Source organism: Catenuloplanes indicus, from assembly GCF_030813715.1.
In the GTDB taxonomy this organism is placed as follows: domain Bacteria; phylum Actinomycetota; class Actinomycetes; order Mycobacteriales; family Micromonosporaceae; genus Catenuloplanes; species Catenuloplanes indicus.
Genome location: NZ_JAUSUZ010000001.1, coordinates 5,855,199 through 5,876,890, shown reverse-complemented (window position 1 = coordinate 5,876,890; position 21,692 = coordinate 5,855,199). Strand labels below are relative to the sequence as shown.

Here is a 21,692-nt window from a genome sequence, read left to right as displayed (position 1 = left end):
GTCAGCCGCGCCGCCGGGCGTACCGGAGGAAGAGCAGTTCGTCGTCGCTGAGCACGTGCCGCAGGCCGAGCGCGCGCGGCACGGACGGCGGGCCCGCCACGATCCGGCTCGCGCCGGCACCGGCCAGCCACGGGCTCAGCGTCAGGCACAGCTCGTCCACCACGTCCGCGGCCACCAGCGCGCCGAACAGCGCCGGGCCGCCCTCGCAGAGCACGCCGGGCAGCCCACGGCCGGCCAGCAGACCGGGCAGCGCGGCCGCGTCCAGCTCGTCGTCGCCGCAGATCAGCACGTCCGCGACGTCGGCCAGCGCGCGCCGCCGCTCGGCCGGCGAGGCACCGATCGTGATCACCAGCGGCCGGACCGGCGCGGCCGCGAACGACGGGTGCTCCGGCCCGAGCCCGTGCAGCCGCGCCGAGACGACGGCCAGCCGCGGATGGTCCGGCAGCCCGTGCGCGCGCCGGTGCGCGACCGCGTCGTCGCCCAGGGCCAGCGGGCCGTAACCCTCGGCCCGCAGCGTCCCGGCGCCCACCACCAGCACGTCCGCCAGCTGCCGCAGCAGGCCGAGGATGTGCTGGTCGTTCGCGTTGCCGAGCCCGCCGGACCGCCCGTCCAGCGTGGCCGCGCCGTCCGCGCTGGCCACGAAGTTGACCCGCAGCGACGGCCGCTCCACCGCGTAGGCCGCGACCAGGTCGGCCTCCGCGTAGCCGAGCGCCCTCATACGTTGTGCCGGGTGTAGACCGGTTCCCGCCAGCCGAGCACCGCCTCGGTCAGCCGCACGGCCGACACCGCCGCCGGTACGTCGTGCACCCGCACGATCCGGGCGCCCTGCACGATGCTCAGCACCACGGCCGCGAGCGTGCCGGCCAGCCGCTGCCCGGACGGCAGGTCCAGCGTCTCGCCGATGAAGTCCTTGTTCGACACCGCGGCCAGCGTCGGGTAGCCGATCGCGGTGATCTCGTGCAGCCGCCGGCTCAGGTCCAGCGTGTGGTGCGTGTTCTTGTTCAGGTCGTGGCCCGGGTCGATGATGATTCGCTCCGGCGGCACGCCCAGCGACACCGCCCGCGCGGCCCGGTCGGCGAGGAACGCGGCGATCTCCCCGGCCACGTCCCCGTACACCGGGCTCGGGTGCGGCGTGCGCGGCGGCGAGGCCAGGCTGTGCGTGATCACCAGTGCGGCGTCGCTCGCCGCCACCAGCGACGCCAGCGCGTCGTCCTGCAACCCGCTGGTGTCGTTGATGACGTCCGCGCCCGCGTCGATCGCGGCCCGGGCCACGCCGGTCCGGTAGGTGTCCACCGAGATCACCACGTCGCTGGCCGCGCGCACCGCCTCGACCACCGGGATCACCCGGTCCAGTTCCTCGGCCTCGGTCACCTCCGGGCCGGGGCCGAACGGCACGCCGCCGATGTCGATCCAGTCCGCGCCGTCCGCGGCCGCGGCCAGCACCGCGTCCACGGCCGCCTGCAACGCGAACGTGCGGCCCTTGTCGAAGAACGAGTCCGGCGTCCGGTTGACGATCGCCATCACCGCGACCTGCCGGGAGAAGTCGAACTCGCGGGCGCCGAGCCGCCGCTTCGGCGCGATGAACTCCGGCTGGAAGAAGCCGCTCACTGATCGAGACCCTTCTCGATGGCGTACCGGGTCAGCTCGACCCGGTTGTGCAGCTGCAGCTTGCCCAGCGTGTTCTGCACATGGTTCTGCACGGTGCGGTGCGACAGCACCAGCCGCTCCGCGATCTGCTTGTACGACAACCCCTTCGCGACCAGCCGCAACACCTCGGTCTCCCGGTCGGTCAGCCGCGGCGTGCCGTCGTCCTCCGCACGCGGCGGCTCGGTCGCCAGCCGCCGGAACTCGCCCAGCACCAGCCCGGCCAGCCCCGGCGTGAACACCGCCTCACCGGCCGCGGCCGACTCCACCGCGGCCAGGAACTCGGCCTGACCGGCGGACTTCAGCAGGTAACCGGTCGCACCGGCCTTCACCGCGTCCAGCACCGACTGCTGCTCGCCGCTGGCCGACAGCATCAGGATGCGCACGCCGGGCAGCGCGGCCAGCAGCCCGCTGATCACCTCGACGCCGTCGATGTCCGGCAGCTGCAGGTCCAGCACCACCAGGTCGGGCCGGGCAGCGGCCGCGATGCGCACCGCCTGCCGCCCCTCCCCGGTCGCCGCGACCACGTCATGGCCGGCCTCGGTCAGGTCACGGGCGACGCCGTCCCGCCACATCGGGTGGTCGTCCACCACCATCACGCGGATCACCAGGCAACTCTAGTGGTGCCGCGGCGCGGCCGGTGGAGGCGGCGAACCCTCGGGATCACAAAAGCGAGGAGCAGGGCGCTTTTCCCGCTTCCGGCGTGGTCGCTTCCCGGTGCTCCCGCGGGCACCGGTCGGCCGCGGGCGGCCTCCCTGCCGGTTCCGCGGTGGCCGGGAAGACCCGCCCGGGCGTACCCGGCGTGGGTCAGCGTCGCGGGATGCGGAGCTCCACCTCCGTACCCTCGGCGGGTTTCGAATAGATCTCGACGGTGCCGCCGAGGTCGGCGATGCGGCCGCGGATGGACTGGGCGACGCCGAGGCGGCCCTGGGAGGCGGCTTCCTCGAGACGGCCGTCGGGGAAGCCGGGGCCGTCGTCGCGGATCGAGACCGTGATCGTGGCGTCGTCGTCCTCCAGCAGGACCCACGCGCGGGCGGCGGGGCCGGCGTGCCGGTCCACGTTGTCGAGCGTGGCGCGGACCGCGGCGGCGACCGCCTCGGCCGCGCGCACCGGCAGCGGCACCGGCGTGGCCGGGCTCGCGATCGACACCGTGTCCGAGGCGAACCGGCCGAGCGCCACCCGCAGGTCGGCCTCGCCCTCCTCACCCGGCGGCGGGCCGGCCGGGCCGTCCGCGATCAGCATGCGCAGCTTCGCCTCCTGCTGACCGGCCAGCCGGGCCAGGTCACCGGCCTCGCCGTCCAGGTGCGCGCCCCGGCGCTGGACCAGCGCCAGCACCTGGAGCACCGAGTCGTGGATGTCGCGGGCCAGCCGTTCCCGCTCGCGCGTCGCGGCCTCCAGCTCGATCGCGCGCTGCATGCGCTCCTCCGCGTCGACCGCGAGCCGGGCCACCAGCCCGACCACGAAACCGGCCAGCACCATCAGCGCGAAACCGTTGAGCGTGGACGGGTGCAGCCGGTCCCGGACCACCACGTCGGCGGTGCCGAGCAGCAGCGCCGCGGTCAGTCCGCGCCGCCGGCCACCGGAGACCGCCCAGGCCAGCACCGGCGCGCCGAGCCAGGCGACGGCCAGCGTGGGCACGCCGTCGCTCAGCGCGTCCTGACCCACCACGTACGGACTGGCCACCACCACGGCGAGCGCGACCGCGAGATCCGCGATCAGCAGCGGCCAGCGGCGCCAGGCCGGGCGGGCGAACGCGGCGGTCGCGAACGCGGTCCAGCCGACCATCAGCGCGAGCACCGGGCCCGCCGCGACCGGCTTCTCGTACTGGTCCACGTTGCGGATCATCAGGACCATCACATAGACCAGCGAGGCGATCCGGTACGCGCCGATCGCCCGCCACATGGGAGCCGCCAGACCTTGCTGCACGGTGCCACGGTGTCACACTCGCCGAGCCCCGGACCGAAGCAACGCGTACGGTGGGGATGCCGTAAGCCCTTGACCAGCAGGCGAGGGGAATTGGGCATGGCCGACCACCACCCCGTCGCACCGCTCGCGGTTCCGCCCGCGGGCGCCGTCGCGCTGCTCGAGACCCGGTTCGACGCGTCCGGCGTGACCGCGCTCCGCCACCACGTCGCCGCCCGCGCCGCCGTCGCGGGGCTGCGCGGCGAGCGTCTCGACGACTTCGTGCTCGCGGTCTACGAGCTGCTCACGAACGCGGTCCGGCACGGTGGCGGGCACGGCCGGCTGCACCTCTGGCACGACCCGAAGTCGGTCACCTGCGAGGTGGCCGACACCGGCGGCGGCTTCGACCCGGTCACGGCCGTGCGGCTCGCCGCACCACCGGTCCCGGCCACGCCCGGCGGCTGGGGCCTGTTCCTGGCGGACAAGCTGACCGACATGATCGAGGTGACGAGCGGCCCGCGGGGCACCACGGTGCGGATCAGCTCCGCCTTGACCTGAATCGCACTTCAAGCCGTACCGTCGCTTGATGATCGACAGTGTCCTCGACCGCCGCCGTCTGCTGACCACGATCGGCGCGGTCAGCCTGGTCTTCCTGGCCGCGTTCGAGTTCCTCGCGGTCACCACGATCATGCCGATCATCACGGCCGATCTCGGCGGCCGCGACCTCTACACGCTCGGCTTCGCCGCCACGCTCGCGGCCGGCGCGGTCGGCATGGTCACCGGCGGCACGCTCGCCGACCGCCGCGGCCCCGCCCGCCCGCTGCTCGCCGCGATCGGCCTCGACGCCGCCACAGGCGGAGCGAGGCGCGGTGGAGTCGAAGACCTCGGTGTGGGCCGGCCCGCGGAACGCGCGGACCAACCCAGCGCCAGAAGCGGAGATATCCGCGCTTTCAGTGGAACAACGCGCTGACCGACTCCCCGTTGTGGATGCGTCGCATCGCCTCCGCCAGCGCCGGCGCGACCGAGAGCGTGCGGAGCTTCGGGACGCGTTTGAGTGCCGGCATCGGCACCGTGTTCGTGCAGACGATCTCCTCCACCCCGGGCTGGTCGCTGAGGCGCTGCAGCGCGCCGCTGGAGAAGAGGCCGTGGGTGCAGGCGAGGCGGATCGAGCGGACCTTGAGTTCGCGCAGGTGGTCCATCAGTTCGATCACGGTGCTGCCCTTGGCGATCTCGTCGTCCAGGACGATCACGTCGCGGTCGACCACGTCGCCGATCACGGCGGAGATCTTGACCTTGTCGTCGCTGAAGCGCTGCTTGGCACCGGCCGCGACCGGGGTGCCGAGCATGCGGGCGAACGCGGCCGCCTCCTTCGCGTTGCCCAGGTCGGGCGAGACGACCACGGTGTCGGTCAGGTCGTACTGCTTGAAGTGGTCGGCCAGTTCGCGCAGTGCGTGCAGGTGGTCGACCGGGATGTTGAAGAAGCCGTGCACCTGCGGCGAGTGCAGCGTCATCGCGAGCACGCGGTTCGCACCCGCGGTGACCAGCAGGTCCGCGACCAGGCGGCCGCCGATCGAGATGCGCGGTGCGTCCTTCTTGTCCGATCGGGCGTAGGCGTAGTGCGGCAGCACGACCGTGGTCCGGGCCGCGGACGCGCCGCGGGCCGCGTCCAGCATGAGCAGCAGCTCGACCAGGTTCTCCTGGACCGGCGGCACCAGCGGCTGGATCAGGAAGACGTCGCGCTCGCGGCAGTTGGCCTGTAGCTGGACCTCCAGGCAGTCGTTGGCGAATCGGGAGACGCGGGTGGGGAGCAGGGGGACGCCGAGGTGGCTGCAGATCTCCTCGGCGAGCTCCGGGTGGGCACTTCCGCTGAACACTGCGATGTCACGCACGGCGAGCAGCTTAACCACGCGCTGATCACCACTGAGCAGGCCCGGCCTAACTCTGCCCTAAATTTGAGAGCGCTCTCTTGACGACACGACCATCGATGAGTTCATATCCAGATGTTCCGCTAACCATCTGATTCGACCGGAGGTGCGCCCACATGCACCGGATCCCCGGGGCACACCGACCCCACCGTGCCCGCTGGTTCATCGGCAGCAAGATCGGCCGCGCGATGCTCGCGCTGTCCGTCGTCGCGACCGGCCTCGGCGGCGCGTTGTACCTGACCAACAGCGAACCCGAGGCGTCCGCGGCCAGCACGCTGGTCTGGTCGGACGAGTTCAACGGCGCGGCCGGCACCCGGCCCGACGGCAGCAAGTGGGTGCAGGAGACCGGCGGCCACGGCTGGGGCAACAACGAGCTGCAGTACTACACGAACAGCGCGAGCAATTCCGCGCTGGACGGCAACGGCAACATGGTGATCACGGCCCGCCGGGAGAACCCGGCCGGCTACCAGTGCCACTACGGCTCGTGTCAGTACACGTCCGCCCGCCTGATGACGAACGGCAAGTTCACCCAGACGTATGGCCGGTTCGAGGCACGCCTGAAGCTGCCGAAGGGCCAGGGCATCTGGCCCGCGTTCTGGATGCTCGGCGCGGACATCGGCTCGGTCGGCTGGCCGAACAGCGGCGAGATCGACATCATGGAGAACGTCGGCAAGGAGCCGAACACCGTCTACGGCACCATCCACGGCCCGGGCTACTCCGGCGGTGGCGGGCTGACCGGCTCCAAGGTGCACAGCGCGCCGCTCGGCGACGCGTTCCACACGTACACGGTGGACTGGTCGCCGAACCTGATCGTGTGGTACCTGGACGGCGTCGAGTACACCCGGAAGACGCCGGCCAACCTGAACGGCAACCGGTGGGTCTTCGACAAGCCGTTCTTCATGATCATGAACCTGGCGGTCGGCGGCAACTGGCCGGGCAACCCGGACGGCAGCACCCAGTTCCCGCAGAGCCTGGTCGCGGACTACGTACGGGTCTACTCGTACGACGGCGGCACCACTCCCCCACCGGCCACCGGCGGCGTCTCGCTCAAGGGCGTGCAGTCCGGCCGCTGCATCGACGTGCCGAACGGCGCGTCGCAGGACGGCCTGCCGCTGCAGATCTGGGACTGCAACAACACCGCGGCACAGAAGTGGACGTTCAACGGCAACGGCTCGCTGACCGCGGTCGGCAAGTGCATGGACGTGGCCGGCGGCAACCCCGCGAACGGCACGAACATCCAGCTGGCCAACTGCAACGGCTCCGGCTGGCAGCAGTTCACGCTGAGCGGCGCCGGCGACCTGGTCAACATCGCGGCGAACAAGTGCGTCGACGTGCGCGGCAACGCGACCGGCGGCGGCTCCAAGCTGCAGCTCTGGGACTGCGCGGGCACGCCGAACCAGAAGTGGAACCGAGCCTAGCGGCCGCAGAAGCGGAACTTCACGTTCCCGCTTCCGGCGTGGTGCTGCCCGCATGCTCCCGCGGGCACCGGTCGCCGGCGCTCCTGCCGGCAAGCCGGGTGGGTGGCCGAGAAAGAGCAGGAGCGGGTCGCGGCTGACGCCGCGACCCGCTCTTGCGTCGTGGGGTCAGCCCTTGAGCACGCCGTTGACGAACGCGACGCTCCGGCCCTGGAAGTCGGCCCGGCCGCCCTCGTGGCCGTCCCACTCGTAGACCGCGATGTCCTTCTCCGCACCGCCGTACGCGTTCACCGCCGCGAAGATGCCCGAGGGCGGGCAGGTGGCGTCCATCAGCGCGGCCGACGCCAGCAGCGGCGCGGTCGCCCGCGGCGTCAAGTGCAGCAGGTCGATGTAGTCCAGCGTCCGCTGTGCCGCGGCGACCCGGTCCGGGTTGACCCGGAAGAACCGGACCAGCTCGTGGAACGGGTCGCTGTCGGTCAGCGTGACCATCCGGCGGATGTGGCAGAGGAACGGCACCTGCGCCACCACGGCACCGACCAGCGACGGCACCAGTGAGGCCACGGCCAGCGAGAGCGCGCCGCCCTGGCTGGAGCCGGCCACCGCGAGCCGGGACGCGTCCACGCCGGGCAGGCCGGCCGCGCTCTCCACCGCACGCGCCGCGTCCGCGAACAGCCGCCGGTAGTAGTAGGTGCGTGGGTCGAGGATGCCGCGGGTCATGAAGCCGGGATGCGACGGTCCGGCGCCGTCCGGGCCCGGGTCGGGTGTGTCACCGCCGCGCCAGCCGGCGCCCTGGCCACGGGTGTCCATCACGAAGTGCGCATAGCCCGCGGACGCCCAGAGCAGCCACTCGTGCGGCAGGCCGCGGCCGCCGCCGTACCCGATGAACTCGACCACGACCGGCAGCGGGCCGTCCGCGGCGGCCGGCAGGTTCAGCCAGCCCCGGACCGGCTGCCCGGCGTAGCCGGTGAACGTCACGTCGTAGGTGCGCAGACCCGCGAACGGGGTCTCCACCGGCGTGGCGACCGCGGGCGCACCGGCGGATCGCGCCTCGGCCAGTGTCTCGGCCCAGAACGCGTCCAGGTCGTCGGGGAGGTGCGGCTCCGGCCGGTAGTTCCGCAGCTCGTCCAGCGGTAGATCGAAGAGCGCCATGAGGGCCTTCTTACCAGGCGGTGCCGGTGATCCGCTCGTAGACGTCGACGTAGCGGGCGCGGGTGACCTCGACGACCTGCTCCGGGACCTCCGGAGCGGGCGGCGTCTTGTCCCACCCGGTGGACAGCGACCAGTCGCGCACGTACTGCTTGTCGAACGAGAACTGCACGCGGCCGGGCCGGTAGTCCTCGCCGGGCCAGAAGCGGGACGAGTCCGGCGTCAGCACCTCGTCGCCGAGCGTCAGCACGCCGTCGGCGTCCCAGCCCAGCTCCAGCTTGGTGTCCGCGATGATCAGGCCGCGCTCGGCCGCGATCTCCGCGCCCCGCCGGTAGACGCTCAGCGTGATGTCCCGCAGCCGGGCGGCCACGTCCGCGCCGACCTCCTTCTCCACCTCGGGGAAGGTCATCGGCTGGTCGTGCTCGCCCATCGGCGCCTTGGTGCTCGGCGTGAAGATCGGTTCGGCCAGCTTCGACGCCTCGACCAGGCCGGCCGGCAGCCGCACGCCGGACACCACGCCGGTCGCCAGGTAGTCCTTCATGCCGGAGCCGGTCAGGTAGCCGCGCGCCACGCACTCGACCTTGGCCATGGTCAGCCGCTTGCACCTGATCGCGCGACCGGCCCACTCCGCCGGCACGTCGGTCGCGCTGATCACGTGGTGCGGGATCAGGTCGGCGAGCTGGTCGAACCACCAGAGCGAGAGCTGAGTGAGGATCTTGCCCTTGTCCGGGATCGGCGTGGGCAGCACCACGTCGTAGACCGACACGCGGTCGGACGCGACCAGAATCAGATCGTCGCCGTCCGCGTAGACGTCCCGAACCTTGCCCGAATGCAGCAGCTCCACGCCCGGTAGTACATCACGGCGGCTACTTGCGCCGGCGGCCGCGGGACACCAGGAGGAGGACGACGACGATCACGACGACGACACCGACGCAGCAGACCGCGCCGAAGAGGAAGAAACCACCGCCTCCGCCGCGCCGGCGACGCTCCTCGATCAGCGCGTCGGCGACGCCGTTGGTGCTCGCCCAGGCCGCGGCCGGGACGAGGATGCTCAGGGTCAGGGTGGTGAAGAGCGCACCCAGGCGGGCGGCCCAGCGCTTGAGGTCAGACATACCTCCATCTTGACCTTCCCTCGCAAGGATGGCGACCTGACCCCCGTTCGGGTGTCGTTTCAGGACTCGCCGGACGGCGGAGACTATCTGCCGCTAACAGGACGCGCGGCCTAGATGAGGCGTCACTCGTGTCGGGCTGGAGACATCGTGGGTATTTCCAGATCAACCATGCTGCGGGCGACGGCCGCCGTGCTGCTCGCGCTCGGTGTCGCCGCCTGCGACCAGGGCGGTGCCGGCGACCGGGCCGAGGTGCGGCTGCGCTTCTTCTTCTGGGGCGGCGACAAGCGCGTCGAGCTGACCCAGAAGGTGCTGGATCTCTATCACCGGCGCCATCCGGAGGTCACGTTCGACGTCGCGGCTCAGCCCAATTCGGGCTATTTCGACACACTTGCGGACCGGATCGACAGCGGTGACGCGCCGGACCTGTTCCAGATCGACGACAACTACCTGACCGAGTTCGCGCAGCGCGACTACCTGCTCGACCTCGGGCCGTACGTGGCGGACAACCGGATCGACCTGACCCAGGTCTCCAACGGCCTGGTCCGGTACGGCCGGGTCGGCAGCGCGCAGGTCGGCGTGGCCGCGGCGGAGAACACGGCCGCGCTGGTCTACGACAAGACGCTGCTCGACCGGCTCGGCGTGCCCGCGCCGGCCAACGGCATGGACTATCCGCAGTACCTCGCCTGGGCCGCGCAGATCAGCGAGAAGAGCGCGGGCACGGTGGCCGGCACGATGGACCCGTCCGCCGACTACAAGGCGTTCTGGCTCTGGCTGCGCTCGCAGGACAAGGAGTTCTACGCCGGTCCTGCGCTCGGCTTCACCGAGGCGGACGTGACCGCCTGGTTCACGCTGTGGCGGGACGCACGCGCCGAGGGGATCACCCCGGCCGCGCCGGTCGTGCACGAGGCGAACGCGGGCGACGCCACCAAGCAGCTCGTGGTCACCGGCAAGGCCGCCACCTCGTTCATGTGGTCCAATCAGCTGCCCGAGATGCAGCAGAAGACCAAGAGCGAGCTGGGCATCGCGGCGTACCCGGGCGGCGAGGACGCGGCCTGGGCGCGCGCCTCGATGTACTGGAGCGGGTACCGCGACACCGCGCACGCGGACGTGGTGGCCGACGTGATCGACTTCCTGGTCAACGACGCGGAGGCGGCGGAGATCCTGGGCACCGAGCGCGGTCTCGCGCCGAACCTGCGGAACCGGCGCGCGCTGGAGATCTCGCTGACCGACCCGATCATGAAGGCGTCGATCGCGTACACCAACGAGATGAGCACCCGGTACGGCAAGGCGCCACTGCCGCCGCCGAAGGGGCACGGCGCGATCCGGGCCGCGCTGGTCAAGGCGGCCGAGGCCGCGCAGAGCGAGACGCTGACACCGGCGCTGGCCGCGGCCCAGTTCGTGACCGAGGCGAACGCCGCGCTCAAGTAACCACCCGCGTTAGCCGGTGCCGTGAAAGGGTATGCACGGCGCAGGTTTCGGCACGGGTGGAGGGCGCGTTGGAGACGTACGTCAATCGGGACCTGGAGCCCGGCCTGGTCGAGCTCGCCGAGGCACACGGCGTCGCCACCTGGTACGAGAACTGGCGCCGGCAGCCGACGAACGTCAGCCGCGCCGCCGTCACCGGCACGCTGCGGCTGCTCGGCGTGGACGCATCCACGCCGGACGCGGTCGCGGCCGCACTGGCCTCGGTCCGCGCCGCCCACGACCCGGGCCGGCTGCCCGGGACCGTGGTGCTGCGCGAGTCCGCCACGCGGGAGCTGCCGTCGCCGGGCACGATCACGTTCGAGGACGGCACGTCCCGCGAGGTCGGGACCGGGTTGCCCGCCGGCCTGCCGCTCGGCTGGCACACGCTGGCCTGCGCCGGCCAGGAGGTCACGCTGGTCGTGGTGCCGGACGCGCTGCCCGAGGCGCCGCGCGCGTGGGGCTGGATGCTGCAGCTCTACGCGGTGCACTCGGCGGACTCCTGGGGCATGGGCGACTTCGGCGACCTGCGCACGCTGGCCGCCTGGTCCGGCGCGTCCGGTGCCGGGCTGACACTGCTCAACCCGCTGCACGCCCCGGTGCCGGTGCACCCGGTGCCGTCCTCGCCGTACTCGCCGTCCAGCCGCCGCTTCTGGAACCCGCTTTACCTGCGCATCTCGGACGTGCCCGGCTACGACGGGAGAAAGGCGGAGATCGACGCGCTGCGGCCCGCGCTCGGCGAACTGATCGACTACGACGAGGTCTGGCGGGCCAAGCGGGCCGCGCTCGAGCTGCTCTTCCCGCTGGCCGGCTACACCATTTCTGAAGATCAGGACCTGCGCGGGTACGCCACCTACTGCGCGATCGCGGAGGTGCACGGCGCGAACTGGCGGGAGTGGCCGGCCGAGCTGCGGCACCCGGCGAACGACGCGGTCGCCACGCTCGCCGCGGAGCTGCACGACCGGGTCGCGTTCCACTGCTGGCTGCAGGAACTGTGCGCGTCCCAGCTCGCGGCCGCGAACCGGGCCGCCGCGGACGCGGGCATGCCGGTCGGCATCGTGCACGATCTCGCGGTCGGCATCGACCCGGGCGGCGCGGACGGCTGGATGCTGCAGGACGTGCTGGCCGCCGGCGTGCACGCGGGCGCACCGCCGGACGCGTTCAACCAGCTCGGGCAGGACTGGGGCCTGGCTGCGTGGCGCCCGGACCAGCTCGTCGCGACCGGCTACCGGGCGTACCGGGACATGTTGCGCGGCATCCTGCGGCACGCGGGCGGCCTGCGGGTGGACCACGTCGCCGGGCTGTGGCGGCTCTGGTGGGTGCTGCCCGGCGCGGGCGCGGCGGACGGCACCTACGTCACGTACGACCCGGAGGCGATGGCCGGCATCCTGGCGCTGGAGGCGCACCGGGCCGGTGCCGTGGTGATCGGCGAGGACCTGGGCACCGTGCTGCCGATCGTGACCCGCGGCCTGCAGCGGCGCAACATGCTGGGCTCCGCCGTGATGTGGTTCGCCCGCGACCCGGACGCCTGGGCGGACGGCTTCATCCCGCTGGCCGGCTGGCAGCCGAACGCGCTGGCCTCGATCTCCACGCACGACCTGCCGACCGCGGCGGGTTTCCTGACCGAGGAGCACATCCGGGTCCGGGCCGAGCTCAAGCAACTGGCCGGTCCGGTGTCCGAGGCGGAGCAGGAGGCCCGGCGGGACCGGGCGCAGCTGATCGCGCTGCTGCGCGCGGACGGTTTCCTGACCGCGCCGGAACCGTCCGTCGAGGAGATCATCGCGGCGATGCACGAGGCACTGGCCGCGACGCCGTGCCGCCTGGTGGTGGCGTCGCCGTACGACGTGCTCGGCGAGCTGCGCCAGCCCAACCTGCCCGGCACGGTCGACCAGTACCCGAACTGGCGCATCCCGCTGCCGGTCACGCTGGAGGAGTTCCGCGCGGACCCCCGGGTGGAGAGCATCGTCAAGACGCTCAACACGCACTGACGCCGCCGTGGGGTCCTCGGTGACCAGCGACGGAAGCGGTGCCCGCGGGAGCACTGGGTAAGCGGGCACGCCGGAAGCGGGAAGGAAACAACCGGCACCCCGCGAGACGCGGGGTGCCGGCCGTCGGGTGACCGGTGATCAGGCCGGCAGCACCAGGCCCAGCTCCGGACCGGTGACGCCGGGGAAGACGTCGGCGAGCGCGGCCGCGGGGACGCCGCAACGCTTCCGCAGGATCTCCGCGATCACGGTCCGGTAGTCGGTGGTCACCGCCAGGTCGCCGTTGACCAGCCGGCCGGCGCCGAGGCCCGGCCACGCGCCGTGCACCGTGCCGCCGCGCACGCCGTCGCCGAGCACGAACATGGCGTTGCCGTAGCCGTGGTCCAGCCCGCCGGAGCCGTTCTCGGCCACCCGCCGGCCGAACTCGCTGATCGTCAGCAGCGTGACCCGGCGGCCCGCGGTGTCCGCGGCGAACGCGGCCAGCGCGGCGGCCAGCTGCCCGAGGTTGTCGTGCATGCGCGCGCCCAGCCCCTCGTGCATGTCCCAGTCGCCGGAGTCGACCGCGGCCGCGACCAGGCCGGCGTCCGCCTTGATCAGGCGGCCGACGTCGCGCAGCGCTCGGCCCAGCCCGGTGTCCGGATAGGTCACGTCGCTGGTGACCGCGCGCACCGTGCCGACCGCGGCCAGCGCGCCGACCGCGGACCGGGCCGGTGCGGCCAGCTCGGCCGGCACGCCCGAGTAGAGCGCGGACAGCGCGGTGGACATCTTGTTCTTCGACTCGCCGCTCAGCGTGAACGTGTCGATCGCGCGCAGGCTCAGGTCGCCGGACGGCCCGGCGAGCAGGCGGTGCGGCTGCGCCGAGCCGACCGCGACACCGGCCAGCGCGCCGGTCGCGCCGAGGCCGCCCAGCATCCGGTCCAGCCAGCCGGTCCGGGTGGACGTACCGGCCGCGGCGCGCTCCAGCTCCTCCATCGCGGCGAAGTGCGACCGGTTCGGCGCGGCCTGGCCGACCGCGTGCACCGCGGCCAGCTTCCCGGACTGCCACAGCGGAGCCAGCGGGGCCAGCGCCGGGTGCAGGCCGAACATGGCGTCACCGGCCACGATCCGCGACTTCGGCACCGCGATGCCGGGCCGGGCCGCGTAGTAGTCCGGGTCGCCGATCGGCACCACCGCGGACAGCCCGTCGAAGCCACCGCGCAGCGACAGCACGACCAGCACGTCACCGGTGTGCGGCGCGGCCGCGAACGCCAGCTGGCTGGAGAGCCCGGCCCCGGTCAGCCCGGCGAGCCCGGCGGCCAGCCCGCGGCCCAGCAGCCCGCGCCGGGTCAGCCCGTTGTTCTCCGCACATCCGCACTCGGTCGGCAGCGTCATCGAAGTCAACACCAATCAATCGGGGGTACGGAGTCAGCGCACCAGGAAATACGGCGAGTCGAGGATGAGAGCGACGAGGTACGGGAAATTGGCGTTCACCGCCGGATCGGTCGATTTCAGCGCGCTTCCCGGCGTTTTCCCGAAATAGGCGGCGAGCGCGCCGGTGTGCGCCGCGGCCAGCTTCGTCCCGGTGAGCCGCACCGCGAGCGCGTCCACCAGACCGCCGTACGTCGCGGGCACGGCCGGGACCAGCGCGGCCCGCAGCGACGCCGGCCGGGTCAGCTGCTTGTACCACCAGTTCGCGGCCAGGTTGATGTGCACGTTCCACCGGGTCAGCAGGCCGGACGGCGACGCCCACGCGGCGGCGACGTCCGGGTATCCGTTCGGCGGGGCCCACGCCATCGGCTGGTGCCCGCTCGCCTCCAGCGCCCAGTAGAGCGAGGTCAGCCCGGCCGTGCCGGACGCGTCCGGGCCGAAGCCGAGCGTGCGTACGGTGGCGGCCAGGTCCTCCAGCGGCGTGCGCTGCTTGCGCCCGGCGGACGCGGCGAACTCCGCGGACGTGAACAGCGCGCGCAGCACCGGCGCGATCGCGGTGCCGTTCGCCAGGTAGACCTTGGCCAGCGTGCTGACCAGCGCCGCCGGTGGCTCGTCCGCGACGAACCGCACGCACAGCTTCCGGGCGATCCGCTCCGCCGTGGCCGGGTGGGTGGCCAGGTAGTCCAGCAGCGCGAGCACGGCCGGCTCACCGGCCGGGTCCGCGTTCGGGTGGCTGAAGCCGAGCACGGTCACCGCGCCGGTCGCGTGCGCGGCCGGGTCGTACCGGTAGAGCCCGGTCCGCGGATCGACGGTCGCGCCGGTGAGCAGCAGCGCCGCCTGGCGCACGTCCGCCTCGCCGTGCGCGCCGAAGCCGACCGTGTGCAGTTCCAGCAGTTCACGGGCGTAGTTCTCGTTCGGCTTCGCCTTCGTCGAGTAGCGGTTGTCCAGGTACGTCAGCATCGCCGGGTGCCGCGCGCTCGCCTTCAGCATGTCCGCGAACCGGCCGAACGCGTGCCGGCGGATCACGGTCACGTCGTAGTCCGGCCGGCTGTCCCAGACGTCACCGTTCGGGCAGGTGACATTGAGGTGGTTGGACCAGAAGTCGGTCATCACCTCGAGCAGCTGCCGGTTGCTCCAGATCGCCCGGCTGACCGCGGCCGTGCCGAGCTGGAACATCGCCTCCCAGCCGTACGTCTTGAACACTCCCGCGCTCGCGGCCGCGCGCACCGCGGTGATGTCCCGGCCGGCCAGCGGCAGCCGGGCGACCAGCGCGGTGCAGGCGTCGTCCGCGATCGAGGCCGGGTTCAGCTGCCGGTCCAGCCAGCGGGTCGCGCCCAGCGAGCGGATCTCCGCGATCGAGGCCGGCGTCGGGCCGTAGGTGGCGCGGCGCAGCAGGTGCAGCAGGGGGTCCGCGGCGACCAGTCCGGCCGGGCCGGTGTCCGCGGCCGCGGCGGTGCCGGGCGTGCCGATCGCGAGGGCCGCGCCGGCCGCGGTGGCGGCGCCGAGCAGCGTACGCCGTGAGGTCTGTGCGGTCATGCCGTCACCGTCGCCGGGCCGGGCGGTAACCTGAACCGCCGCAACCGGACTGCCCCCGGCCGCAACCGGGCTGCACCCGTTGTCTTTCTCATATTTGCGCGAGATCAACGCGGCGCGAGAGGGTTGACGGGTGGGCAGAGAGAAGCGGGACGGCACGGTCCGCCGGATCGTGCGCGGCGGCGGCGTGGCCGAGGTGGTACCGGACCGCGACCGGGAGAACGCGTTCCTGCTGCTCGTGGACGGCACGCAGCAGTCCCATGTGGACCTCGCCGACCCGTCCGCGCTGGAGTTCGAGTACATGCGCCGGATCGCGGCCGTGCTCGACCTGACCGCACCGCCCGGCACCCCGCTGCGCGTGCTGCACCTGGGCGGCGGCGCGCTGAGCCTGCCCCGCTACCTGGCCGCGACCCGCCCCGGCTCCACCCAGCGAGTGGTGGAGATCGACGGCGCGCTGGTCGAGCTGATCCGCGAGACGCTGCCGCTGCCCAAGGACGCGAAGATCCGGGTACGCGTCGGTGACGCCCGCGAGGTGGTCACCGGCAGCCCGGACGCGGCGTACGACGTGGTGATCGGCGACGTGTTCGACGAGGCCCGCACGCCCGCGCACCTGACCTCGGTGGAGTTCGTCGGCCAGGTCGCCCGGGTGCTGCGCCCGGACGGCCGCTACATCCTGAACATGGCGGACAGCCCGCCGCTGCGGTTCGGCCGCAACGCGGTGGCGACCGTGCGCGCGGTGCTGCCCGAGCTGTGCCTGATCGCGGACGCGACCGTGCTGCGCGGCCGCCGGTACGGCAACCTGGTGGTGGCCGCGGGCCGCACGCCGCTGCCGCTGCCCGAGCTGCGCCGCCGGATGGCCGGTGACTGGTTCCCGAGCCGGGTCGAGGCCGGCCCGGAACTGGAGCGCTTCGCGGACGGCGGGCGCGTGGTCACCGACGCGGACGCGGAATCCTCGCCGCCACCGCCGGAACTGCTCCGCCCGGAGCGTCCCGAACTCTGACACCGTTCGATATATTGGCGGCACTTCCAATGGCCTATGTGTCGGAAGTAGGCATTTCCAATACAGACCTTGCGGCCGCCATTTGATTCAGAGTTCAATCAGTGCGGACTCGGGGCTTCTCGGCCGACCACTGCGACCGGTAGGAGGAACCGCTGTGGACACGCCCGTCACGGTGGCGATTGTCGACGACCACCCGGTGGTTCTCGAGGGCGTGCGGTCCTGGCTCGCCGACGACCCGCGGATGCGCGTGGTCGCGACCGGTTCCTCCATCGACGACGTGCTGTCCGCCGCCGGCGACGTGAAGGTGCTGCTGCTCGACCTGAACCTGCACGGCCGCATGGTGATCGACCGGGTCTCCGAGCTGTGCGAGGCTGGCCTGCGCGTGGTGGTCTACTCCGAGCACACCGATCCGGACACGGTGCTCCGCGTGGTCGAGGCCGGCGCGGTCGCGTTCCTGGCGAAGAACGAGGGCAAGGAGCACTGCGTCGCCACCGTGCTCGCCGCCGCGATGGACCAGCCGTACGTGGCACCCTCGCTGGCCGGTGCCATGGTCGGCGACCGGCGGCCGGAGCGCCCGTCGCTGTCCGAGAAGGAGCGCGAGGCGCTGCTGCTGTGGTTCCAGTCGATGTCGAAGGCGTCGGTGGCCCGCCGCATGCAGATCAGCGAGCACACCGTGAAGCAGTACGTGGACCGCGCCCGGATCAAGTACGCGAAAGCGGGTCGCCCGGCCGCATCCAAGGCCGCGTTGCTCGCTAGGGCAATTGAGGACGGTCTGATAAAACCAGACGATGTCCAGGAATATCGGTCGAACGCATCCAATCGGTACTGAACGGGGGTTGACCCCCGCACAGGTGTCATGACTGTGGAGCCTTCAACCACCAGAGTGGGGCATTGAGGAGGTTTCTTTCATGGCCGATCACTCGTCCTCCTACTTCCGCTTGACGGAAGGGGCGCGGCTGCCCGAGGGACCCCGGCTCCACGAGGGCGAACAGCTGCTGTGGCACGGCCGGGCGAGCGTCGCGGAACACCTGTACAGCGAGACCATGACCCGCTCCGCCGTCCGCTGGACGCTGCCGTCGTCGACGACCGTCATGGTCACCGACCGGCGCCTCACGTTCGCCGGCCCGATGGAGCTGGAGGACGGTGCCGAGCGCGGCCGCGCCTGGAGTCACCGCGCGTGGATCCGCCGCCGGGACAGCCGGGCCATGGTCGGCCAGCTGCTCTACCAGTGGCCGTACCACCTCTACGTGCACTCCACCCAGGAAGTGCTGCTGGTCTGCGGCGCCGCGCTGGCCGGTGGGCGCCCCACACTCGCGCTCTCCGGCGGCGACGTCGGCGGCGGCTTCCTGGCCAACATCCTGCGCCGGGCGATCGCCGGCTTCCGGATCGAGCACGCCGACGTGCTCGGCCTCAACGAAACCAAGATCGCGACGCTGGGCGGGCTGATGAACGGCCCCAACTTCCAGCGCAAGGTCGGCTCCGTGCCGCTGCCCGGCGCGCTGCTCCTCGGCTTCCAGCAGGAGCGGGAGTACGCGGACGCCGCGCTCGCGGCCGTACACCGCAGCCGCGCGCTGCACTAGCTCCTCCGAGACTTTCCCCGGCGGGCCGGCTGCCACTGGCTCGTCCGACGAGGCTTCTCCACCGGGTCCCGGCGGAGGAGGCTCCCGTGTGGTGTGGAACCGGCGAACCAAGGGTGGGGGCGCCGGTTCCACCCCCACCCTCCTCGCTCGTCAGAGCAGGTTCGCGCCCGCTCCCGCGTTCGCCCGGCTGATCACGTGGTCGACGATGCCGTACTCCTTGGCCTCGTCCGCGGTGAACCAGCGGTCCCGGTCCGAGTCACGCTCGATCTGCTCCGGCGTCTTACCGGTGTGGAACGCGATCCGCTCGTTCATGACCTTCTTGATGTGCAGCATGCTCTCCGCCTGGATCGCGATGTCCGCCGCCGTACCGCCGATACCGCCGGACAGCTGGTGCATCATGATCCGCGCGTGCGGCAGCGCGTACCGCTTACCCGGCGTGCCCGCGCACAGCAGGAACTGGCCCATCGAGGCCGCCATGCCGATCGCGATCGTGGCCACGTCGTTCTTGATGTACTGCATCGTGTCGTAGACCGCCATGCCGGCGCTGATCGAACCACCCGGCGAGTTGATGTACAGCGAGATGTCCTTCTCACTGTCCTCCGACGCCAGCAGCAGCATCTGCGCGGTGATCCGGTTCGTCACCGCGTCGTCCACCTGGCTGCCCAGGAAGATGATCCGCTCACGGAGCAGCCGCTGGAACACCTCGTCATCGAAGCTGCCGCCGCCCGCACGCATCACGAGCTCGTCCCTGTCCATGCGCAAACCACCCCTCGTTTCAACGTCCTCGTCAACACTCCGCCGCCGCGGCCCCCGAACCAAGCGATTCCCCGCACAGCGAACACCGCCCATTATTCGCTCCACCCCGCACCCCCGCCGCCTCGCCTCACCACCAGCCACAACACGATCGAGCGTCAATCGTTTTGCACATCCCCACCCCAGCGAGCTAGGGTTACCGAGCCGACGCGGGGTGGAGCAGCTCGGTAGCTCGCTGGGCTCATAACCCAGAGGTCGTCAGTTCAAATCTGGCCCCCGCTACGAGGGTCGAGGGTGTCGTGTTCGCGGAAAGCGCGAACCGGCACCCTCTTCGCATTCTGCTCCGGGGCCGAGCCCCGGAGACCCCACGTGCCGGGGGTGCGCTGCGTGGGGCGGTGCGCTAGGGCGGTGCGGGGGCGGTGCGAGGGCGGTGTTCGTCCTGGAGGCGGATGGGGCCGTAGAGGGTGGTGGATTTGCCGGTCATGAGAGCCCAGTAGCGTTCGCCGTAGGACCAGTGCCACCACTCGGTGGGATAGTTGATCAGGCCGGCTGACGTGAGTGCGTCGGACAGGATGCGCCGGTTACGGGCTGCCTCAGGCGAGATGTTGACCGCAGCGGTGAAACAGGCGTTGTTGCTGTCGTCAGGGGTGGCGTCGACGGGGGTGCCCATGTCGATCTCGTGGCCGCCGGAGTCGCAGAGCGTCAGATCGACCGCGCCGCCGGTGCTGTGCGGCGCGACTTCCACCGGCGAGACGAACTTGGTGGTCTCGACGTGCACGCGCTCATCCGACCAGTCCGGGTAGCGCCCGCGCAACTGGTCGCGATAGCCAGTGAAGATCGCGAGCTGCGCGTCGTAGGGCCGATAGCCCTCGATCATCAGCAGCTGCAACCCACCCGGCAGTGCCGCCTGCGCTTTCAACAGCCGTTCCACCACACCGCTGCGTAACAGTGCGAAGCGCCCACTCGGCTCCGCCGCCCGCTCATCGACGCGCAGCAGCCCACGCGCGTCAACCAGCTCCTCGCCGTTCTCCCCGGCCCCGATCGCCGCCACAGCCGGATCCGACAACAAAATCATCCCAGCACCACCCCACCCCACCGCCCCCGCACCGCCCTAGCGCACCGCCCTAGCGCACCGCCCCACGCAGCGCACCCCCGGCACGTGGGGTCTCCGGGGCTCGGCCCCGGAGCAGAATGCGAAGAGGGTGCCGGTTCGCGCTTTCCGCGAACACGACACCCTCGACCCTCGTAGCGGGGGCCAGATTTGAACTGACGACCTCTGGGTTATGAGCCCAGCGAGCTACCGAGCTGCTCCACCCCGCGTCGGTTTCTCAACCCTAGCTCGGATTGGCGAAAACTGCGAATCCATTGAGCGGCCGCGGGTTGCACCCGGGCGGAGGATGAGGGTGGTCAGGGCCATGGCGGCGAGGATGAGGCTGGCGCCGGCCAGGAAGGCGAGGCGGTAGCCGGCGGTCAGGGCCTCCGCCTCGGGCGTACCGGTGCTGGTCAGGGTGTGGGTTCGGGTGGCGGCGAGGCCGGAGAGGGTGGCGACGCCGAGGGCCATGCCGATCTGCTGGGTGGTGTTGAAGATGCCGGAGGCAAGGCCGGCGTCGGCCGGGCCGGCGGCGGACATGCCCAGCGTGGTCAGGGCGGGGAGAACGAGGCCGGCGCCGGCGGCGAGCAGCATCGCGGGCAGGATGTCGGTCGCATACGTGCCGTCGGTGGGGAGACGGGCGAGCCAGGCGAACAGCAGCGCGAGCAGGGACAGGCCGGCCAGCAGGATGCGGCGCGCACCGAAGCGGGAGATCAGCGGCGCGGACGCGGTGAGCGAGATCGTGCCGATCAGCAGCGCGGCGGGCAGCATGGCCAGGCCGGTGTCGAGTGCGGACCAGCCGAGGACGCGTTGCATGTAGAGCGTGACCAGCACCTGAAAGCCGAACATGGCGGCCAGGATCAGGATCTGCGCCGCGTTGGCACCGGTCACCGCGCGGTGGCGAAAGATCCGCAAGGGCAGCAGCGGGTACGTGGCGGTCGCCTGCCGGAGCACGAACGCGGCCAGCAGCGCGGCGGCGGTCAGCCCGGTGATCGCGACGGTCTCGGAGGGGCCGTGTTCGGCGCCGATGACCACGGTGTGCAGCGCCAGCGCCAGGCCGGTGGTGACCAGCAGCGCGCCGAGCACGTCCGCACCGGCGCGGAGGCCGACGCCGCGGTCGGCCGGCAGGACGAGCGCGCCGAGCCCGATCGCGGCCGCGCCGATCGGCAGGTTGATCAGGAAGATCGAGTGCCAGCCGGCTGCCTCGGTGAGGATGCCGCCGATCACCTGGCCGATCGCGGCACCGGCCGCGCCGGTGAAGCTGAACACCGCGATCGCGAACGCACGATGCCGGCCCTCGGCGAACAGCGCGACCAGGATGCCGAGGCTGACCGCGGTGGCGGCCGCGCTGCCCACGCCCTGCACGAACCGCGCGGCCAGTAGCGTGCCGGCGCCGGTCGCGACGCCGGCCAGCACGGACGCGACCGTGAAGATCGCGGTGCCGGCCAGGAAGACGCGGCGCCGGCCGATCAGGTCGCCGAGCCGGCCGGCGAGCAGTAGCAGGCTGCCGAAGCCGAGCAGGTACGCGTTCATCACCCAGCTCAACGCGCTCGGCGAGAAGCCGAGGTCGGCCTGCATGGCGGGTAGCGCCACCGTGACGATACTGCCGTCCAAAATGGTCATCAGCGTTGTGGTGGCGAGCACACCGAGCGCGATCCAGGTGCGGCGCGTGGGCGCGGTTACGGGTACGGCGGACATGGCAGTCCTCCCTGCCGGGGATGCGACAGGTTGAACCGTAG

Annotated in this window: 21 protein-coding genes and 2 tRNA genes; 9 read left to right on the top strand and 14 right to left on the bottom strand. The window is 71.9% G+C overall.

Going from position 1 to position 21,692, the window contains the following annotated elements:
- Window position 1 precedes the first annotated feature (1 nt).
- The 4 genes from J2S42_RS26625 to macS form a co-directional block, all read right to left on the bottom strand.
- Window positions 2-718 (bottom strand): pyrimidine reductase family protein, encoded by a 717-nt coding sequence (locus J2S42_RS26625; protein ID WP_307243336.1) that lies wholly within the window; start codon window positions 716-718, stop codon window positions 2-4.
- A complete protein-coding gene (folP, locus tag J2S42_RS26620) occupies window positions 715-1,581 on the bottom strand; it encodes a dihydropteroate synthase (RefSeq protein ID WP_370879433.1) in 867 nt (288 codons plus the stop codon). The genes J2S42_RS26625 and folP overlap by 4 nt, the downstream gene beginning before the upstream one ends.
- 23 nt (window positions 1,582-1,604) lie before the next feature.
- The gene (locus tag J2S42_RS26615; protein WP_307249042.1) at window positions 1,605-2,240 is read right to left on the bottom strand and encodes a response regulator; all 636 of its coding nucleotides are present in this window, start codon (window positions 2,238-2,240) and stop codon (window positions 1,605-1,607) included.
- 211 nt (window positions 2,241-2,451) lie between these two features.
- The gene (gene macS / locus J2S42_RS26610) at window positions 2,452-3,570 is read right to left on the bottom strand and encodes a MacS family sensor histidine kinase (protein WP_307243333.1); all 1,119 of its coding nucleotides are present in this window, start codon (window positions 3,568-3,570) and stop codon (window positions 2,452-2,454) included.
- Window positions 3,571-3,666: 96 nt separating this feature from the next.
- Here macS and J2S42_RS26605 point away from each other — a divergent pair, with 96 nt between their 5' ends.
- Both J2S42_RS26605 and J2S42_RS26600 read left to right on the top strand, forming a co-directional pair.
- Window positions 3,667-4,104, top strand: a complete 438-nt coding sequence (locus tag J2S42_RS26605) for an ATP-binding protein (RefSeq protein ID WP_307243331.1) — start codon at window positions 3,667-3,669, stop codon at window positions 4,102-4,104.
- A gap of 28 nt (window positions 4,105-4,132) precedes the next feature.
- Entirely contained in the window at window positions 4,133-4,516 is a 384-nt protein-coding gene (locus J2S42_RS26600; protein WP_307243329.1) for a hypothetical protein, read from the top strand.
- Here the strand turns inward: J2S42_RS26600 and J2S42_RS26595 are convergent.
- Complete coding sequence (locus J2S42_RS26595) at window positions 4,497-5,435, bottom strand: ribose-phosphate diphosphokinase (protein ID WP_307243327.1); 939 nt, start codon at window positions 5,433-5,435, stop codon at window positions 4,497-4,499. The two genes, J2S42_RS26600 and J2S42_RS26595, sit on opposite strands and share 20 nt — an antisense overlap.
- Before the next feature lie 152 nt (window positions 5,436-5,587).
- Here J2S42_RS26595 and J2S42_RS26590 point away from each other — a divergent pair, with 152 nt between their 5' ends.
- Window positions 5,588-6,889, top strand: coding sequence for a glycoside hydrolase family 16 protein (locus tag J2S42_RS26590; protein ID WP_307243325.1), 1,302 nt, complete (start codon window positions 5,588-5,590; stop codon window positions 6,887-6,889).
- Window positions 6,890-7,054: 165 nt separating this feature from the next.
- Here J2S42_RS26590 and J2S42_RS26585 read toward each other — a convergent pair whose 3' ends face one another.
- The 3 genes from J2S42_RS26585 to J2S42_RS26575 are packed head-to-tail and all read right to left on the bottom strand — an operon-like array spanning window position 7,055 to window position 9,144.
- Window positions 7,055-8,035, bottom strand: a complete 981-nt coding sequence (locus tag J2S42_RS26585; protein WP_307243323.1) for an acetylxylan esterase — start codon at window positions 8,033-8,035, stop codon at window positions 7,055-7,057.
- A gap of 10 nt (window positions 8,036-8,045) precedes the next feature.
- Window positions 8,046-8,876 (bottom strand): phosphoribosylaminoimidazolesuccinocarboxamide synthase, encoded by an 831-nt coding sequence (locus tag J2S42_RS26580; protein ID WP_307243321.1) that lies wholly within the window; start codon window positions 8,874-8,876, stop codon window positions 8,046-8,048.
- Between the two features lie 22 nt (window positions 8,877-8,898).
- Window positions 8,899-9,144: a hypothetical protein gene (locus J2S42_RS26575; RefSeq protein WP_307243319.1), complete on the bottom strand. Its 246-nt coding sequence runs from the start codon at window positions 9,142-9,144 to the stop codon at window positions 8,899-8,901.
- Window positions 9,145-9,312: 168 nt separating this feature from the next.
- On the opposite strand from J2S42_RS26575, the gene J2S42_RS26570 reads away from it, so the two are divergent.
- A complete protein-coding gene (locus J2S42_RS26570) occupies window positions 9,313-10,572 on the top strand; it encodes an ABC transporter substrate-binding protein (protein WP_307243318.1) in 1,260 nt (419 codons plus the stop codon).
- Window positions 10,573-10,628: 56 nt separating this feature from the next.
- Entirely contained in the window at window positions 10,629-12,593 is a 1,965-nt protein-coding gene (gene malQ / locus J2S42_RS26565) for a 4-alpha-glucanotransferase (RefSeq protein ID WP_307243316.1), read from the top strand.
- A 138-nt stretch (window positions 12,594-12,731) separates the two neighbouring features.
- Here the strand turns inward: malQ and J2S42_RS26560 are convergent, their stop codons facing one another.
- Together J2S42_RS26560 and J2S42_RS26555 are read right to left on the bottom strand one after the other, a co-directional pair.
- Window positions 12,732-13,961: a DUF1501 domain-containing protein gene (locus J2S42_RS26560; protein ID WP_307243314.1), complete on the bottom strand. Its 1,230-nt coding sequence runs from the start codon at window positions 13,959-13,961 to the stop codon at window positions 12,732-12,734.
- 33 nt (window positions 13,962-13,994) lie between these two features.
- Window positions 13,995-15,533 (bottom strand): DUF1800 domain-containing protein, encoded by a 1,539-nt coding sequence (locus J2S42_RS26555; protein WP_307243313.1) that lies wholly within the window; start codon window positions 15,531-15,533, stop codon window positions 13,995-13,997.
- Window positions 15,534-15,663: 130 nt separating this feature from the next.
- Here J2S42_RS26555 and J2S42_RS26550 point away from each other — a divergent pair, with 130 nt between their 5' ends.
- The 3 genes from J2S42_RS26550 to J2S42_RS26540 all read left to right on the top strand — a co-directional run bounded on the left by J2S42_RS26550 (window position 15,664) and on the right by J2S42_RS26540 (window position 18,110).
- The gene (locus J2S42_RS26550; protein ID WP_307243311.1) at window positions 15,664-16,530 is read left to right on the top strand and encodes a spermidine synthase; all 867 of its coding nucleotides are present in this window, start codon (window positions 15,664-15,666) and stop codon (window positions 16,528-16,530) included.
- A 154-nt stretch (window positions 16,531-16,684) separates the two neighbouring features.
- Window positions 16,685-17,359, top strand: a complete 675-nt coding sequence (locus J2S42_RS26545) for a response regulator (protein WP_307243310.1) — start codon at window positions 16,685-16,687, stop codon at window positions 17,357-17,359.
- 79 nt (window positions 17,360-17,438) lie between these two features.
- Window positions 17,439-18,110 carry a hypothetical protein gene (locus J2S42_RS26540; protein ID WP_307243308.1) on the top strand — a complete coding sequence of 224 codons (672 nt, stop codon included), beginning with the start codon at window positions 17,439-17,441 and terminating at the stop codon, window positions 18,108-18,110.
- Between the two features lie 150 nt (window positions 18,111-18,260).
- Here the strand turns inward: J2S42_RS26540 and J2S42_RS26535 are convergent, their stop codons facing one another.
- Window positions 18,261-18,866 (bottom strand): ATP-dependent Clp protease proteolytic subunit, encoded by a 606-nt coding sequence (locus tag J2S42_RS26535; protein WP_306835011.1) that lies wholly within the window; start codon window positions 18,864-18,866, stop codon window positions 18,261-18,263.
- A 205-nt stretch (window positions 18,867-19,071) separates the two neighbouring features.
- On the opposite strand from J2S42_RS26535, the gene J2S42_RS26530 reads away from it, so the two are divergent.
- Window positions 19,072-19,145, top strand: a tRNA-Met gene (locus J2S42_RS26530).
- 118 nt (window positions 19,146-19,263) lie between these two features.
- On the opposite strand, the gene J2S42_RS26525 is transcribed toward J2S42_RS26530, so the two are convergent.
- The 3 genes from J2S42_RS26525 to J2S42_RS26515 form a co-directional block, all read right to left on the bottom strand.
- The gene (locus J2S42_RS26525) at window positions 19,264-19,938 is read right to left on the bottom strand and encodes a M15 family metallopeptidase (RefSeq protein ID WP_307243306.1); all 675 of its coding nucleotides are present in this window, start codon (window positions 19,936-19,938) and stop codon (window positions 19,264-19,266) included.
- Between the two features lie 171 nt (window positions 19,939-20,109).
- Window positions 20,110-20,183, bottom strand: a tRNA-Met gene (locus J2S42_RS26520).
- Entirely contained in the window at window positions 20,161-21,651 is a 1,491-nt protein-coding gene (locus J2S42_RS26515) for an MFS transporter (RefSeq protein ID WP_307243304.1), read from the bottom strand. Before J2S42_RS26515 ends, J2S42_RS26520 begins: the two co-directional genes overlap by 23 nt.
- Between the last annotated feature and the right edge of the window lie 41 nt (window positions 21,652-21,692).

What these genes read in the sequence shown, in the direction of transcription:
- J2S42_RS26515 (WP_307243304.1), bottom strand. Translation starts at nt 21,651, where the DNA reads ATGTCCGCCGTACCCGTAACCGCGCCCACGCGCCGCACCTGGATCGCG.
- J2S42_RS26555 (WP_307243313.1), bottom strand. Translation starts at nt 15,533, where the DNA reads ATGACCGCACAGACCTCACGGCGTACGCTGCTCGGCGCCGCCACCGCG.
- J2S42_RS26525 (WP_307243306.1), bottom strand. Translation starts at nt 19,938, where the DNA reads ATGATTTTGTTGTCGGATCCGGCTGTGGCGGCGATCGGGGCCGGGGAG.
- J2S42_RS26605 (WP_307243331.1), top strand. Translation starts at nt 3,667, where the DNA reads ATGGCCGACCACCACCCCGTCGCACCGCTCGCGGTTCCGCCCGCGGGC.
- J2S42_RS26625 (WP_307243336.1), bottom strand. Translation starts at nt 718, where the DNA reads ATGAGGGCGCTCGGCTACGCGGAGGCCGACCTGGTCGCGGCCTACGCG.
- J2S42_RS26585 (WP_307243323.1), bottom strand. Translation starts at nt 8,035, where the DNA reads ATGGCGCTCTTCGATCTACCGCTGGACGAGCTGCGGAACTACCGGCCG.
- J2S42_RS26600 (WP_307243329.1), top strand. Translation starts at nt 4,133, where the DNA reads ATGATCGACAGTGTCCTCGACCGCCGCCGTCTGCTGACCACGATCGGC.
- J2S42_RS26615 (WP_307249042.1), bottom strand. Translation starts at nt 2,240, where the DNA reads ATGGTGGTGGACGACCACCCGATGTGGCGGGACGGCGTCGCCCGTGAC.
- J2S42_RS26575 (WP_307243319.1), bottom strand. Translation starts at nt 9,144, where the DNA reads ATGTCTGACCTCAAGCGCTGGGCCGCCCGCCTGGGTGCGCTCTTCACC.
- J2S42_RS26535 (WP_306835011.1), bottom strand. Translation starts at nt 18,866, where the DNA reads ATGGACAGGGACGAGCTCGTGATGCGTGCGGGCGGCGGCAGCTTCGAT.
- J2S42_RS26560 (WP_307243314.1), bottom strand. Translation starts at nt 13,961, where the DNA reads ATGACGCTGCCGACCGAGTGCGGATGTGCGGAGAACAACGGGCTGACC.
- J2S42_RS26570 (WP_307243318.1), top strand. Translation starts at nt 9,313, where the DNA reads ATGCTGCGGGCGACGGCCGCCGTGCTGCTCGCGCTCGGTGTCGCCGCC.
- J2S42_RS26540 (WP_307243308.1), top strand. Translation starts at nt 17,439, where the DNA reads ATGGCCGATCACTCGTCCTCCTACTTCCGCTTGACGGAAGGGGCGCGG.
- J2S42_RS26590 (WP_307243325.1), top strand. Translation starts at nt 5,588, where the DNA reads ATGCACCGGATCCCCGGGGCACACCGACCCCACCGTGCCCGCTGGTTC.